This is a genomic window from Pseudomonas palmensis, assembly GCF_049942755.1.
Classification (GTDB): Bacteria; Pseudomonadota; Gammaproteobacteria; order Pseudomonadales; family Pseudomonadaceae; genus Aquipseudomonas; species Aquipseudomonas palmensis.
Map to the genome: position 1 here is coordinate 575068 of NZ_CP187958.1, position 15403 is coordinate 590470.

The following is a 15403-nucleotide window of genomic DNA, read 5'->3' on the forward strand; positions in this document are numbered from 1 at the left end:
GTCAGGCGCGGTCGTTGTGGCCCAGGTCGCGCTGCGGGTCGATCTGGTCGCGGACCCGCTGCTTGAGCACCTTGGCCTCGGGGAAACCGCCATCGGCCTTGCGTTCCCAGATCTGCACGCCATCGCAGGTGATGCGAAAGTTGCCGCCCGTGGCCGGTTCCAGGGCCACCCGGGCCAGGTCGTCACTGAAGGTGCTCAGCAGTTCCTGGGCCAGCCAGGCGGCGCGCAGCAGCCATTGGCACTGCGTGCAATAGGTGATGACAATTTCGGGTTTGGATACGGACATGGGGTAACGGTCTCCTGATAGGTGGTCGCGCTTATACTAGCCACCTTTAGCCTTTGCTCCGAGAGCCGCGATGCGTCGTCTGCTGTTGTGCCTGTTGCTGTCCCTTACCTCCCTTGCCCTCTGCGCCGCCGAGGCCGCCCGGCCCAAGGTCGGCCTGGTGCTGTCCGGCGGCGCGGCGCGCGGCCTGGCCCACATCGGTGTGCTCAAGGCGCTGGAAGAACAGGGGGTGAAGATCGACGCCATCGCCGGCACCAGCATGGGCGCGGTGATCGGCGGGTTGTACGCCTCGGGCTACAAGATCGACGAGCTGGAGAAGCTGGCCCTGGCCATCGACTGGCAGCAGGCGTTGTCCGATGCACCGCCGCGCAAGGACATCCCCTTCAGGCGCAAGCAGGACGACCGCGACTTCCTGGTCAAACAGCGCCTGAGCTTTCGCGACGACGGCAGCCTGGGCCTGCCGTTGGGGGTGATCCAGGGGCAGAACCTCGCGCTGCTGCTCGAAAGCCTGCTGGCCCACGCCAGTGACACCCGTGACTTCGACAAGCTGCCGATCCCGTTCCGCGCAGTGGCCACCGATATCGCCAGCGGCGAGAAAGTGGTGTTTCGCAAGGGCCACCTGCCCCAGGTGATCCGCGCCAGCATGTCGATCCCGGCGGTGTTCGCCCCGGTCGAGCTGGACGGCCGCCTGCTGGTCGACGGCGGCATGGTCGACAACATCCCGCTGGATATCGTGCGTGAGATGGGTGTGGACATGGCGATCGTCGTCGATATCGGCACGCCGCTGCGCAATCGCAAGCAGTTGGCCACGGTGGTCGATGTGCTCAACCAGTCGATCACCCTGATGACCCGGCGCAACTCCGAAGAGCAACTGGCCTCGCTGCACCGCGACGACATCCTGGTACAGCCGCCGCTGTCGAGCTTTGGCGTCACCGACTTCGGCCGGGCCCAGGACATGATCGACGCCGGCTACCGCGCCACCCGCCTGCTCGACCCGCGCCTGGCCAGCCTGCGCCGGGTCAACGACACGGCGGTGCAACTGGCCGAGGCGCGCTCGGCCGGGCAACGCACCCCGGTGATCACCGCCATCAAGGTCGAGAACGACTCCAAGGTCAGTGACGACGTGATCCGCTACTACATTCGCCAGCCCATCGGCGAACCGCTGGAGCTCGAGCGCCTGCGCACCGACATGGGCACCCTGTACGGCCTGGACTACTTCGACCGGGTGCAGTACCGCGTGGTGCACAAGGGCGACGAGAACACCCTGGTGATCAACGCCCGGGGCCGACGTGGCGGCACCGACTATCTGCGGCTGGGGCTGAACCTGTCCGATGACCTGCGTGGCGACAGCGCCTTCAACCTGGGCGCCAGCTACCGCGTCAACGGCATCAACCGCCTGGGCGCCGAGTGGCTCACCCGAGCCCAGATCGGCGACAAGCAGGAGCTCTACAGCGAGTTCTACCAGCCGCTGGATACCGGGTCGCGCTACTTCGTGGCGCCCTACCTGGACATCGGCTCGCAGAACATCGAGGCCACCCTGGACAACGACCCCATCGCCGAGTACCGCCTCGAACGCTATGGCTTCGGGCTCAACCTGGGCCGCCAGATCGGCAACAACGGCGAAGTGCGCCTGGGGGTGGGCCAGGCCTGGGGGCAGGCCGAGGTACGCATCGGCGAACAGGGCCTGCCCAAGGTGAACTTCAACGAAGGCTTCTATGACCTCAAGTATTCGTTCGACACCCTGGACAACGTCTACTTCCCCCACAGCGGCGAAGACGTCAGCCTGACCCTGCGCCAGTTCGAGCCGGGCCTGGGCTCCGACCAGCGCTATCGCCAATGGGACATGAAACTGGACAAGGCCCTGAGCAGCGGGCCGAACACCTGGGTATTCGGCGGTCGCTATGCGCGGACTCTGGATGATGCCGAGGTGGTCACCTCGAGCTTCGTGATGGGCGGCGCCCGGCAGCTGTCGGGCTTTCGCCAGGACTCGGTGTCAGGCCAGAACCTGAGCCTGATGCGCATGGTCTACTACCGGCGCCTGACCCCGCGCTCCTACCTGCCGCTGGACTTCCCGCTGTATCTGGGCGGCTCGCTGGAACGCGGCCGCGCCTGGAACAACGACAACGAGTTCGACAGCGGCTACATCAACGCCGCGAGCATCTTCCTGGGCTTCGAAACGCCGCTGGGGCCGCTGAACTTCAGCTACGGCATGAACACCGAGAACCAGAAGGCGTTCTACCTCAACCTGGGGCAGACCTTCTAGGACTTCTCCAGGTTGCCCAGGATGCGCGCGTGCACCCGCATGCACACGCGCAGCTCTTCTTCGTCGATGCCTTCGAACAGCTCGACGCGCAAGGCGTTGGCAATGGTCTCGATCTGGTCGATCAACGGCTTGGCGGGCGGGCACAACACGATCTTCTTGGCGCGCCGGTCCTCCAGCACGGCCTGGCGCTTGACCAGGCCCTGGGCCTCGAGGCTGTCGAGCAGACGGGCCAGGGTCGGCCCTTCAACCCCCACGCTCTGCGCCAGTTCACGCTGGGTGGGGGCCTCGTCGAAGCGCGCCAGGTGCAGCAGCACCAGCCAGCGCGCCTGCGACAGGTTGAGCCCGGCCAGGCGGCGGTCCAGCTCGGCGCGCCAACCCCGGGACATATGGGCCAACTGCATCCCGAAACGGTGGTGATCGGTCAACGGCATAGGAAACTCATCATCAGAACTAATTAATAGGCAGCTAATCATGCCCTTGGGCCTTAGGCAAGGCTCATGCCGTCGGCAGGCGCTGCATAATCGTCATAAATGATGACAAACAACCTTTCTACATCTCGAACTCGGCCGCCAGTGCGGCGCGCACGCAATACAGCACGCCCTCAGGCACGCGTCCGCCAAACTGCTCGATGATCGCCGACACCGGCGGCAACTCGCCTTCGCCGTCGAGGAACGCGTCCTGGATCTCGCCCATCAGGTCCTCGGGCAGGTCCAGCGCCTGTTCCAGTGACAGCTGTTGGCGACCGATGGCCTCGGCCAGCAGGCTGTAAACATTCTTTTCACTGCATTGCAGCTGGCCGGCGATCTGCAGCGGAGTCATGCCCGCGCGGGCCAGGCTGATCAGCTCGTGGCGCAGGTCGGCGACCGGGGCCGGGGCCTCTGCAGCGCCGCCCAGCACCTCGAGGAAGGCCTGGCCGTAGCGCTCCAGCTTGCGTGCCCCCACGCCACTGACCTGGGCCATCTCGCTGAGGCTGCCGGGCTGACTGCGCAGCATCTCCAGCAGGGTCGAGTCGGGGAAGATGACATACGGCGGCACGCCATGCTCCTCGGCCAGCTTGCGCCGCAGGGCGCGCAAGGCGTCCCACTGTTCGCGTTCCTCACCGCGCACCAGCTGGCTGGCCGGGCTGCCCGAGCTGCTGCTCTTGCTGCTGGTCTGCGGCTTGAGGTCGCGGCGCAGCTCAAGGGTGACTTCGCCACGCAGCAAGGGCCGGCACGTATCGGACAGGCGCAGCCCGCCATAGCCTTCCAGGTCGATATCGGCCAGACCACGCGCCACCAGCTGGCGGAACAGCGAACGCCACTCGCCTTCTGCGCGAGCCTTGCCCACGCCATACACGGCAAGCTTCTCGTGCCCGAAGCTGCGGATCTTCTCGTTGTCCTTGCCCAGCAGCACGTCCACCAGATGGCCCACGCCGTAGCGCTGGCCAGTACGGTAGATGGCCGACAGCGCCTGGCGCGCAGGCTCGGTGGCGTCCCAGGTCTGCACGCCGTCGACGCAGTTGTCGCAGTGCCCGCAGGGCTGGGGAAGTTCTTCATCGAAATAGTTGAGCAGGGTCTGGCGACGGCAGCGGGTCTCTTCGCACAGTGCCAGCATGGCATCGAGCTTGTGCTGCTCGACCCGTTTGTGACGCTCGTCACCTTCGGAGTTCTGCAGCATCTGCTTGAGCATCACCATGTCCTGCAGGCCGTAGGCCATCCAGGCATCGGCGGGCAGGCCGTCACGGCCGGCGCGACCGGTTTCCTGGTAGTAGGCTTCCAGCGACTTGGGCAGGTCCAGGTGGGCCACGAAACGCACGTTGGGCTTGTCGATGCCCATGCCGAAGGCGATGGTCGCGACCATGATCAGGCCTTCCTCGTTGAGGAAGCGGCGCTGATTGCTGGCGCGGGTCTCGGCAGGCAGGCCGGCGTGATAGGGCAGCGCCGGGAACCCCTGCTCGCACAAAAACGCGGCCACATCGTCGACCTTCTTGCGCGACAGGCAATAGACGATGCCGGCGTTGCCGCGCCGCTCGTTGAGGAACGCCAGCAACTGTTTGCGCGGCTGTTCCTTGGGCACGATGCGATAGAAGATGTTCGGCCGGTCGAAACTCGACAGAAAGCGCTCGGCGTTCTGCAGGTGCAGGCGGGTGACGATCTCTTCGCGGGTACGCATGTCCGCGGTGGCGGTCAGGGCAATGCGCGGCACGTTGGGGAAGAGTTCGGCCAGTTGCCCCAGTTGCAGGTATTCAGGGCGGAAGTCATGGCCCCATTGCGACACGCAGTGCGCCTCGTCGATGGCGAACAGCGCGATGTCCAGGCTGCGCAGAAAATCCAGCATGCGTGGCTGCACCAGGCGTTCCGGGGCCAGGTACAGCATCTTGAGCTCGCCGCGACGAATGCGCATGGCCAGTTCGCGCTGCTGGTCGGCGCTCATCGTGGAGTTCAGCGAAGCCGCGGCGACACCCAGCTCGTCGAGGGTCGCCACCTGGTCGTCCATCAGCGCGATCAACGGCGACACCACCACTGCCAGGCCTTCGCGCAGCAGCCCCGGAACCTGGAAGCACAGCGACTTGCCGCCGCCGGTGGGCATCAGTACCAGCGCATCGCCGCCCTTGGCCACGCATTCGATGATCGCCCCCTGGCGCCCGCGAAAGCTGTCGTAGCCGAAGATGTCCTTGAGGACGCGCTGAGCCTGTTCGAGCATAAAAACTCCATAAATCGCAGAACCATCCTGGCCACAGGCTGGATGAAAAGCTTCCCCGCCACACCTGAAATTGCGTAAGCGGCTTTTGCCGGGGCCGCATGCTGGCGTGACCGGGCGCAAAAGCCGGGCATTATACCGGACACGGCGCCCGTGCAGGGGGCTCTGCGATAGGCGTCATCCTTTGCCTCGCAGGCGCCGCAAGATGCTAGAATTCCAGCATCGTTTATTCCCAAGGTAGCCCTGTAATGTCCTTCGCTGAGCAATTAACCCGCCTGCAAGCCTTCCTCGACGCTGACGAGCTGCACGAAGAAGCGCTGGACTACGTTGCCGCACACGGCTACCTGACCGCGCTGTCGATCTGCTCCGAAGCCGTTCCCGAGCGTGAATGGATCGACGCCCTGTTCGCCGAGCCGCCGCACTACAAGGACGAGGCCCAGCGCGAAGAAATCGAAAGCACACTGATCAAGCTCAAGGAGCACATCGCCCGCCAACTGGCCAGCGATGAGGAGTTCGAGCTGCCGTGCGACCTGGACCTTGGCGACGAGCCGGACGACTCCGAGCTGCGCGGCTGGTGCATCGGCTTCATGGAAGGGGTGTTCCTGCGTGAAGCGGCCTGGTTCGAAAGCGCCGAGGAAGAGGTCAGCGAAATGCTGCTGCCGATCATGGTCGGTTCCGGCCTGTTCGACGAAGAGGCCGAGTTCGCCGACATCGCCAGCGACGCCAACCTGATGGACGACATGATCGTGCAGATCCCCGAGGCGCTGACGGCCTTGTACCTGCTGTGCCATGCCCCGGACGAGAAACCTGCGCTGCTCAAGCCTCGCCACCACTGAGTCTGCATCCATGCGCTACCTGCTGCTGGCCATCGGCTGGCTCAGCGTCGCGCTGGGGGTGATCGGCATCTTCCTCCCGGTGCTGCCGACCACCCCTTTTCTGTTATTGGCGGCAGCCTGCTTTGCGCGCAGCTCGCCCCGCTTTCACGCATGGCTGGTCAATCACCCGCGGCTTGGGCCGTGGATTCGCGACTACCTGGGCGGTGAGGGCATTCCGCTCAAGGCCAAGGTATACGCCATCGGGCTGATGTGGCTGAGCATAGGTTTTTCGTGCTACCTGGTGCCCTTGCCGTGGGCACGCGGGTTCATGCTCACCAGTGCGGTACTGGTGACCGTGTACATCGCGCTGCAGAAGACCTTGCGCAAGCGTACCTAGGCGCAACCACGCGCCCACCCCATCGCGGGCCAAGCCCGCTCCCACAGCTACTTCATTGCTCTTGTGGGAGCGGGCTTGGCCCGCGATGGCGGCGGCAGGTCAGCTGCGCCATCTACGCCTCATGTCACACCGTATCCACCTTCAACGAATGATCATTGAGCATCCCGTTGATCACCGTGGCTGTATCCGCCCCCGCCGAGATGACCCCACCCGCGCCCGCCGTCACCCCATAGTGATGGGCAAGGTCCACGCCAGCCAGTTCGATGGTCTGGGTCGGCGCCGCGCCGGCCACCGCACTCACCTGGATGGTCGATATCACGCCGTTGCCCGTGCCCGTCACCGTGAAGTGCAGGTAATCGTCCAGCGACGCCGACGTCGCGTTCTCGCCCTGCAGCAATTGCGAGAGGTCCAGCCGATCGGTACCCGGGGTAAAGTCGGTCACCTTGTCGTGGCCAGTATTGCCCTGTTGCCACAGGAAGGTATCGCTGCCCGCGCCACCGGTCAGGGTATTGTTGCCCGGCCCGCCGATCAGCAGATCGTCACCGCCGCCCCCGATCAGGATGTCGTTGCCCAGGCCGCCGATCAGCGTGTTGGCGTTGTCGTCGCCGGTCAGCTTGTCGTCGTGGTCGGAACCGATCAGGTTCTCGATCGACACCAGCTTGTCGAGCCCGGCGCCGATCGTGTTCTGCTCACCGGTCAGCGCCAGGCTCACCGTCACCCCAGCGCTCGCCCCGGCGTAGCTGGCGGTGTCGTTGCCAGCGCCACCGTCGAGCAGATCGTTGCCGTTGCCGCCGATCAACAGGTCGTTGCCCTCCCCCCCGTAGAGCTTGTCGTTGCCATCGCCGCCAATCAGCACGTCGTTGCCTGCACCGCCATTGAGAACGTCATCACCGCTCCCGGCCAGCAGCACGTCGTCGTGGCTGGTGCCTTCCAGGGTACTGCCGGCCTGGTAGGTGATGTCCACCGCCCCCGTGGCGCTGCCGCCATGGCCGTCGCTGACGGTATAGGTGCCGTTGTAGGTGGGCGTGTAGTCATGCGCCCCGGCGTAGTTGATCGACATGTTCAGCTGGTAGCTTTCTGCGCCCTTGCCGCCGTCGTCATTGACCTGGTTGACCAGATGGATGCTGTACACCCCATCATGGCTGGCGGTGAAACTGCCGCCATCGGCGATGGTGTGGTAGGTGCCGCCCTCATCCTTCCACTGCATCAGCAAGTTGCGATCAGCGGTGCGGTTGTGGTCCAGGGTCAGGGTTTCGCCCTCGCGCAGGCTTACCTTGATCACGTCTTCGTCATTGCCATTGGCAGCACTCACCGCCCCCAGGTAGCCACTGACCACCAGCGCCGCGGTCATCGACCCGGCTGCGCCGGTAAAGGCACTGCGCGCCAGAACCCGCTCCTGATTGGCCAGCGTGTCGTCCTGGCCGGTGAAGGTGATGACCGTCTTGCCGTTGCCGGCCGTGAAATCCGCCCCCTTGGTCCAGCCGGTGTTGAAGGTGATCGGCGCCGCACTCAGGCGATCGTGGTTGGCGTCGCTATCGTTGGCCAGCAAGGCGGCGGCCGGGACGCTGATGCTCGGCGCAAGGATATTGGTGATGACATGATCGGCACCGGCCACCGGCGCAGCATTGGTGTTGACGTTGATCACCAGGTTGGCACCGCTCAGGTCGCCGTCGTTGTCGCTGGCCACGAAGCGGATGGTCTCCACCTGATTGCTGCCGCTGTCCTTGGGCGGCGTATAGGTGAACTGGCCGTTGTCCATGTCCACCACCAGCGTCCCGCCCAGCGCGGTCTTGACCGTGATGCTGTGGCTGTTCGCGTCGAAGGTGCCGCGGTCTGCACCGCCACTGGCTGCATAACTGGGCTGGTTGGCGTTGCCTTTGGGGTCGAAGGTGTAGGTGGTGCCGTCGATCAACAGAGACTTGATGAAGCCACCATCGGCACCGAAGTCGCCACCGCTCATCAGGCTGCCGGTGATCGGCGCGCCCTGCACGGTGCCCGACAGCACGTTGTCCAGTTGCGCCAGGTCGGTGACCACCACCGAGTTGGTATTGGTGTGGGTACTGCCGTCATAGGCAGCCGGGTTGAGATTGCCGGTGTTGACGCCGCTGCCCAGCCCGATCGCATACGACTTGATGCCGTTGTCGCCCAGGAAGTTCTCCCAGTTGCCGGTGCGCGTTTCGGTCAGGGCATGCCCCGAGGTCGGCGCACCGTCCGAGAAGAAGTAGCTGACGCTCTGCGCGCCCTCCAGCTTGCCCGGCGTCTGGTAGGCCGTCTGCGCCACGTTGACTGCCGAGTCGTAATAGGTCGAGCCACCCGGGGTCAGGTCCTTGATCAGGGCCTTGGCCTCGGCCACCGTCACCCACACGTCGGTGCGATCACTGGCACCGGTGGAGAACGTGACGACCTGCACCTTCACATCGCCCATGTCGTCGTACTTGTCCAGCAGTGCGCCGATGGCCTCCTTAGCCAGCTCCAGGCGCGACAGGCCGCGCACCCCGGAATTGTCGGCCATGCTGCCGGACACATCGATGATCAGCATGACGTTGGTGTCTACCTGCCCCGGCGTGGTCGAACGCACGGCGTCGGCCGTTGTGGGCACGTCATCGACGATATTGATCACGATGTTGCTGGTGGTCGAATTGCCGGCCGCATCGGTGGCCTTGTAGACGAAGGTCTCGCTGGTGACCACGTTGGGGCCGTCGTTGAGCCCGCCTGCGGTTTTGGGTGCGGAGGTGAGGGTGTACTTGAAGCTGCCGTCGGCGTTGAGCTGAATCTGCCCATAGGCGCCCGTGCTGCTGCCCACCAGCGTATAGGTGATCGCGCCGCTGGCTCCGCTGACCGAGCCCACCAGGCTGCCGGTCGCGGTTTCACCCGCTGAGCCGGGGTCGCTGCCGGTCACGGTACCGGGGGCGAGGTCGTTCGGGTCCTGGCTAAGGTCCAGGGCCTTCTCGTACACCGTGACCTCGTTGTTGGGGCAGGCGACGATCTTGCTGTCGGTGACATTGATGGTGATGGTGGTGGTGCTTTCGTCGCCGTCCGCGTCACGAATGGTGTAGGTGAAGGTGTCTTGGGCACCGTCCTGCGTCACCGCATTGGGGTTGGCCTTGTACTCGGCCTCGCCGTTGGCATGCAGGATGAGGGTGCCATAGGTGCCGGCGATGCCCACGCCCAGCGAGCCGATGGCCGAGGTCGAGGTGTCGGCGCCGAACCGCACACCCACCACCGCCCCGCCCTGGGCCGGGCCGTCTGCCCCCAATGTGTCGTTATCCAGCACATTGCCGGTGACCGTACCGCCCTCCACCACCGTGGTGCTGTCGGACTCCGCCCTTGGCACGTCATCCACGATCTTGATCACGATGGTGCTGGTGACGCTGTTGCCCAGTTGGTCGGTCGCCTTGTAGGTAAAGGTCTCGGACGTGACGATATTCGCCCCGTCGTCGCCGTTGCCGATGTGCGGCGCCGAGGTCAGGGTGTACTTGTAGCTGCCGTCGGCATTGAGCTGAATCTGCCCATAGGCACCTGTAGTGCTACCCACCAGCGTGTAGGTGAGCGCGCCGGAACCGCCCGTGACCGAGCCGACCAAGGTGCCGATACCCGTCTCGCCAGGCGAGGTAGGGTTGCTGCCCACCACCGTGCCCGGGGCCAGGTCCTGCGGGTCCTGGGTCAGGTCCAGCGCTTTTTCGTAGACTTTCACCTCGGTATCGGCGCAGGCCACCAGCTTGCTGTCGGTGACATTGATGGTGATGGTCGTGGTGCTTTCGTCACCGTCCGCATCGCGGATGGTGTAGGTGAATACATCCTTGGCGCCGGTTGGCGCTACCGAGTTGGGGTCGGCCTTGTAGATCGCCTCGCCATTGGCGTTCAGGATCAGCGTGCCGTAGGTACCGGCAATGCTCACGCCCAGCGAGCCAATGGCCGAGGTCGAGGTGTCGGCGCCCGCCCGCACACCCACCACCGCACCGCCCTGGGCTGCGCCGTCTGCACCCAGGATGTCGTTGAGCAGCACGTTGCCGGTGACCGTTCCGCCTTCCATCACCGTGGCACTGTCCGATTCGGCGATGGGCATGTCGTCGACGATATGGATCACGATGGTGCTGGTAACGCTGTTGCCCAGCGCATCGGTGGCCTTGTAGGTGAAGGTCTCGGTGCTCACGACGTTGGCGCCGTCGTTGCCGTTGCCGATATGCGGCGCCGAGGTCAGGGTGTACTTGTAGCTGCCGTCGGCGTTGATCTGAATCTGCCCGTAGTTACCAATGGCGCTGCCTTCCAGGCTGTAGGTCAGGGCACCGGAGCCACCGCCCACCCGGCCTTGAAGGTTGCCGACCGAGGTTTCCGTGGCCCTGGTCGGCGCGCTGCCTTCTACCGTGCCAGGCGCCAGGTCCCAGGCGTCCTGCACCAGGTCCAGCCCGCGCTCGTACACCTTGATGTCATCGTCCGGGCAAGCGACGAGCTTGCTGTCGGTGACGTTGATGGTGATGGTCGTGGTGCTTTCGTCACCGTCCGCGTCGCGGATGGTGTAGGTGAACACGTCCTTGGCGCCGGTTGGCGCTACCGAGTTGGGGTCGGCCTTGTAGATCGCCTCGCCATTGGCATTCAGGATCAGCGTGCCGTAGGTACCGGCAATGCTCACGCCCAGCGAGCCAATGGCCGAGGTCGAGGTGTCGGCGCCCGCCCGTACACCCACCACCGCACCGCCCTGGGCTGCACCGTCTGCACCCAGCGTGTCGTTGTCCAATACGTTGCCGGTGACCGTACCGCCTTCCATCACCGTGGCACTGTCCGATTCGGCGATGGGCATGTCGTCGACGATATGGATCACGATGGTGCTGGTAACGCTGTTGCCCAGCGCATCGGTGGCCTTGTAGGTGAAGGTCTCGGTGCTCACGACGTTGGCGCCGTCGTTGCCGTTGCCGATATGCGGCGCCGAGGTCAGGGTGTACTTGTAGCTGCCGTCGGCGTTGATCTGAATCTGCCCGTAGTTACCAATGGCGCTGCCTTCCAGGCTGTAGGTCAGGGCACCGGAGCCACCGCCCACCCGGCCTTGAAGGTTGCCGACCGAGGTTTCCGTGGCCCTGGTCGGCGCGCTGCCTTCTACCGTGCCAGGCGCCAGGTCCCAGGCGTCCTGCACCAGGTCCAGCCCGCGCTCGTACACCTTGATGTCATCGTCCGGGCAGGCCACCAGCTTGCTGTCGGTGACATTGATGGTGATGGTCGTGGTGCTTTCATCGCCGTCCGCGTCGCGGATGGTGTAAGTGAACACGTCCTTGGCGCCGGTTGGCGCTACCGAGTTGGGGTCGGCCTTGTAGATCGCCTCGCCATTGGCGTTCAGGATCAACGTGCCGTAGGTGCCGGCGATGCTCACGCCCAGCGAACCGATGGCCGAGGTCGAGGTGTCGGCGCCCGCCCGCACACCCACCACCGCACCGCCCTGGGCTGCGCCGTCTGCACCCAGCGTGTCGTTGAGCAGCACGTTGCCGGTGACCGTACCGCCTTCCATCACCGTGGCACTGTCCGATTCGGCGATGGGCATGTCGTCGACGATATGGATCACGATGGTGCTGGTAACGCTGTTGCCCAGCGCATCGGTGGCTTTGTAGGTGAAGGTCTCGGTGCTCACGACGTTGGCGCCGTCGTTGCCGTTGCCGATGTGCGGCGCCGAGGTCAGGGTGTACTTGTAGCTGCCGTCGGCGTTGATCTGAATCTGCCCGTAGTTACCGATGGCGCTGCCTTCCAGGCTGTAGGTCAGGGCACCGGAGCCACCGCCCACCCGGCCTTGAAGGTTGCCGACCGAGGTTTCCGTGGCCCTGGTCGGCGCGCTGCCTTCTACCGTGCCAGGCGCCAGGTCCCAGGCGTCCTGCACCAGGTCCAGCCCGCGCTCGTACACCTTGATGTCATCGTCCGGGCAGGCCACCAGCTTGCTGTCGGTGATATTGATGGTGATGGTCGTGGTGCTTTCATCGCCGTCCGCGTCGCGGATGGTGTAAGTGAACACGTCCTTGGCGCCGGTTGGCGCTACCGAGTTGGGGTCGGCCTTGTAGATCGCCTCGCCATTGGCGTTCAGGATCAACGTGCCGTAGGTGCCGGCGATGCTCACGCCCAGCGAACCGATGGCCGAGGTCGAGGTGTCGCCGCCTGCCCGCACACCCACCACCGCACCGCCCTGGGCTGCGCCGTCTGCCCCCAGGATGTCGTTGAGCAGCACGTTGCCGGTGACCGTACCGCCTTCCATCACCGTGGCGCTGTCCGATTCGGCGATGGGCATGTCGTCGACGATATGGATCACGATGGTGCTGGTAACGCTGTTGCCCAGCGCATCGGTGGCCTTGTAGGTGAAGGTCTCGGTGCTCACGACGTTGGCGCCGTCGTTGCCGTTGCCGATATGCGGCGCCGAGGTCAGGGTGTACTTGTAGCTGCCGTCGGCATTGATCTGAATCTGCCCGTAGTTACCGATGGCGCTGCCTTCCAGGCTGTAGGTCAGGGCACCGGAGCCACCGCCCACCCGGCCTTGAAGGTTGCCGACCGAGGTTTCCGTGGCCCTGGTCGGCGCGCTGCCTTCTACCGTGCCAGGCGCCAGGTCCCAGGCGTCCTGCACCAGGTCCAGCCCGCGCTCGTACACCTTGATGTCATCGTCCGGGCAGGCGACGAGCTTGCTGTCGGTGACATTGATGGTGATGGTCGTGGTGCTTTCATCGCCGTCCGCATCGCGGATGGTGTAGGTGAACACGTCCTTGGCGCCGGTTGGCGCTACCGAGTTGGGGTCGGCCTTGTAGATCGCCTCGCCATTGGCGTTCAGGATCAACGTGCCGTAGGTGCCGGCGATGCTCACGCCCAGCGAACCGATGGCCGAGGTCGAGGTGTCGCCGCCTGCCCGCACACCCACCACCGCACCGCCCTGGGCTGCGCCGTCTGCCCCCAGGATGTCGTTGAGCAGCACGTTGCCGGTGACCGTACCGCCCTCCACCACCGTGGTGCTGTCCGACTCTGCCCGTGGCACATCGTCCACGATCTTGATCACGATGGTGCTGGTGACGCTGTTGCCCAGCGCGTCGGTAGCCTTGTAGGTGAAGGTTTCGGAGGTGACCACATTGGCCCCGTCGTTGCCACCGCCCACCTGCGGCGCGGACGTCAGGGTGTACTTGTAACTGCCGTCGGCGTTGATCTGGATCTGCCCGTAGGCGCCGGTGCTGCTGCCCACCAGCGTGAAGGTCAGCGCGCCGGAGCCACCACCGACCGAGCCGGCCAGCGTTCCGGTCGCGGTCTCGCCCGCCGAGCCCGGGTTGCTGCCCACCACCGTGCCCGGCGCAAGGTCTTGCGGGTCCTGGACCAGGTCTAGGGCCTTTTCATACACCGTGACGCTGTCCGGGCAGGCGACGAGCTTGCTGTCGGTGACATTGATGGTGATGGTCGTGGTGCTTTCATCGCCGTCCGCATCGCGGATGGTGTAGGTGAACACATCGGTCGCGCCCGCTGGCGGCACGGCGTTTGGGTCGGCCTTGTACACCGCCTCGCCGTTGGCGTTGAGCACCAGCGTGCCGTAGGTACCCGCAATGTTCACGCCCAGCGAGCCGATGGCCGATGTCGAGGTATCGGAGCCGGCCCGCACACCGACCACCGTGTGCTCGACCGGCGGGCGATCGGCGCCCAGGCTGTCATTGTGCAGCACGTTGCCGGTGACGGTACCGCCTTCGACTACCGAGGCGCTGTCGGGCCTGGCCTGCGGCACGTCATCGACAATGTTCACGTCCAGGCTGCCGGTGGCCTTGCTGCCATCGCTGTCGATGGCCACCACGCTGAAGCTCTCACCGATGTTGTTGATGCCCTGGCCAGCGGGATGAGCTTCGTTGTCGAGCAAGGTGTAGCTGTAGCTCACCACGCCTGTGGCGGGGTTGTAGCCGGTGATGGTGAGGGTATTGCCCAGCCCCGTGGTGATCGATTGCGGAAAACCACTGACCACCCCGCCGATCACCACGTTGATGCCCCCGACGGTAAGCGTGTGCAGGCCATCGGGGGCATGCACGGTAAAGCTGCCGCTCTGGGTCAGCGCGCCATTATCGGGGCTTGAGCCATCGGCCAGGTTCTTCTCGTACACGGTCAGTTCACCGCCATTCACCTCCAGCCCGTCCAGTGTCACCGGGTGGTCGATGGGCGGCTCAACCGGCGGGATCACCGGCGGCACGAAACCGCCAGGGCCCTGGTCATCACCCCGCGCGCCAATCCACGGTTCGGGAATCTCGGGGATGCTGTTGAAACCCGCCGTCGGAAAGCCGATCACCGGGTCCAGGTGCCCTCCCACCTCGGTGAGCTGCACGAACGAATGGCCGCCGCCCAATGCGCTTGGCGAACCGCCGTTGCCGGGGCCCGCCGCCGGAGCTTCGCCCTCCTGGCTGGGATCGGCGCCCGCCGCAATGGCCTGCTGCAGTTTCTCCACATCGGTCAGTTGTGCCTGGCTGGGCGTCACCGTCTCGGGCGCGTTCACGTGCGAGGCATGGTTGGCCAGCAGGTCGGGAGACAGCTGCAGGCTGCTGTCACGGCCCAGAGTCAGCTCGGCACCGTTTTCCAGGTGCACCGCCACTGCCCCGGCCGCGCCGGTTTCCAGTTGTTCCCCGGCATAAAGGCGGTCGCCTTCCACCAGGGCACGTCGACCGCCATCGGCCGCTACCGCGAATACCTGGCCGACAACCTTGCTGACCACACCGATTAAATTAGCCATGAGCATGCCTCCATTGCCGAAGGTTTTCGCAAACACGTGCCGGGGTATCGCGAAACCTGGCGCGGGCAATGCCCGGCCGACTCGGAGAACAACCTTGCGACCGCACGCACCGATCTCAACGAAATCAATGCATTCGGCCTGCCCATGCTCCGGTTAAGTCACGCTGCGATCTGGCAATCGGCCATGAGCCAAAATTTTGTCGCCATATTTCGCCGCGTTGACCTCCCCTCCGCTCACTCCATACCCAATGCTGCAA

The 15403-nt window shown here is 65.0% G+C and carries 7 protein-coding genes; 3 read left to right on the forward strand and 4 right to left on the reverse strand.

Annotation, left to right across the window (positions count from 1 at the left end):
• Position 1: 1 nt before the first annotated feature.
• Positions 2-286 (reverse strand): SelT/SelW/SelH family protein, encoded by a 285-nt coding sequence (locus ACPRTJ_RS02620; RefSeq protein WP_054916592.1) that lies wholly within the window; start codon positions 284-286, stop codon positions 2-4.
• A 70-nt stretch (positions 287-356) separates the two neighbouring features.
• Here ACPRTJ_RS02620 and ACPRTJ_RS02625 point away from each other — a divergent pair, with 70 nt between their 5' ends.
• Positions 357-2546 carry a patatin-like phospholipase family protein gene (locus ACPRTJ_RS02625; RefSeq protein WP_078481771.1) on the forward strand — a complete coding sequence of 730 codons (2190 nt, stop codon included), beginning with the start codon at positions 357-359 and terminating at the stop codon, positions 2544-2546.
• Here ACPRTJ_RS02625 and ACPRTJ_RS02630 read toward each other — a convergent pair.
• Both ACPRTJ_RS02630 and recQ read right to left on the reverse strand, forming a co-directional pair.
• Positions 2543-2977, reverse strand: a complete 435-nt coding sequence (locus tag ACPRTJ_RS02630; protein WP_043864125.1) for a MarR family transcriptional regulator — start codon at positions 2975-2977, stop codon at positions 2543-2545. The genes ACPRTJ_RS02625 and ACPRTJ_RS02630 overlap by 4 nt on opposite strands.
• Before the next feature lie 118 nt (positions 2978-3095).
• Entirely contained in the window at positions 3096-5228 is a 2133-nt protein-coding gene (gene recQ, locus ACPRTJ_RS02635) for a DNA helicase RecQ (protein ID WP_043864126.1), read from the reverse strand.
• Positions 5229-5473: 245 nt separating this feature from the next.
• Between recQ and ACPRTJ_RS02640 the strand changes: the two genes are divergently transcribed.
• Both ACPRTJ_RS02640 and ACPRTJ_RS02645 read left to right on the forward strand, forming a co-directional pair.
• Entirely contained in the window at positions 5474-6061 is a 588-nt protein-coding gene (locus tag ACPRTJ_RS02640) for a YecA family protein (protein WP_258662370.1), read from the forward strand.
• Positions 6015-6437: a YbaN family protein gene (locus ACPRTJ_RS02645; protein ID WP_423814792.1), complete on the forward strand. Its 423-nt coding sequence runs from the start codon at positions 6015-6017 to the stop codon at positions 6435-6437. The genes ACPRTJ_RS02640 and ACPRTJ_RS02645 overlap by 47 nt, the downstream gene beginning before the upstream one ends.
• 124 nt (positions 6438-6561) lie before the next feature.
• On the opposite strand, the gene ACPRTJ_RS02650 is transcribed toward ACPRTJ_RS02645, so the two are convergent.
• The gene (locus ACPRTJ_RS02650; protein WP_426427976.1) at positions 6562-15147 is read right to left on the reverse strand and encodes a retention module-containing protein; all 8586 of its coding nucleotides are present in this window, start codon (positions 15145-15147) and stop codon (positions 6562-6564) included.
• Between the last annotated feature and the right edge of the window lie 256 nt (positions 15148-15403).

What these genes read in the sequence shown, in the direction of transcription:
- ACPRTJ_RS02620 (WP_054916592.1), bottom strand. Translation starts at nt 286, where the DNA reads ATGTCCGTATCCAAACCCGAAATTGTCATCACCTATTGCACGCAGTGC.
- ACPRTJ_RS02645 (WP_423814792.1), top strand. Translation starts at nt 6,015, where the DNA reads ATGCCCCGGACGAGAAACCTGCGCTGCTCAAGCCTCGCCACCACTGAG.
- ACPRTJ_RS02650 (WP_426427976.1), bottom strand. Translation starts at nt 15,147, where the DNA reads ATGGCTAATTTAATCGGTGTGGTCAGCAAGGTTGTCGGCCAGGTATTC.
- ACPRTJ_RS02630 (WP_043864125.1), bottom strand. Translation starts at nt 2,977, where the DNA reads ATGCCGTTGACCGATCACCACCGTTTCGGGATGCAGTTGGCCCATATG.
- recQ (WP_043864126.1), bottom strand. Translation starts at nt 5,228, where the DNA reads ATGCTCGAACAGGCTCAGCGCGTCCTCAAGGACATCTTCGGCTACGAC.
- ACPRTJ_RS02640 (WP_258662370.1), top strand. Translation starts at nt 5,474, where the DNA reads ATGTCCTTCGCTGAGCAATTAACCCGCCTGCAAGCCTTCCTCGACGCT.
- ACPRTJ_RS02625 (WP_078481771.1), top strand. Translation starts at nt 357, where the DNA reads ATGCGTCGTCTGCTGTTGTGCCTGTTGCTGTCCCTTACCTCCCTTGCC.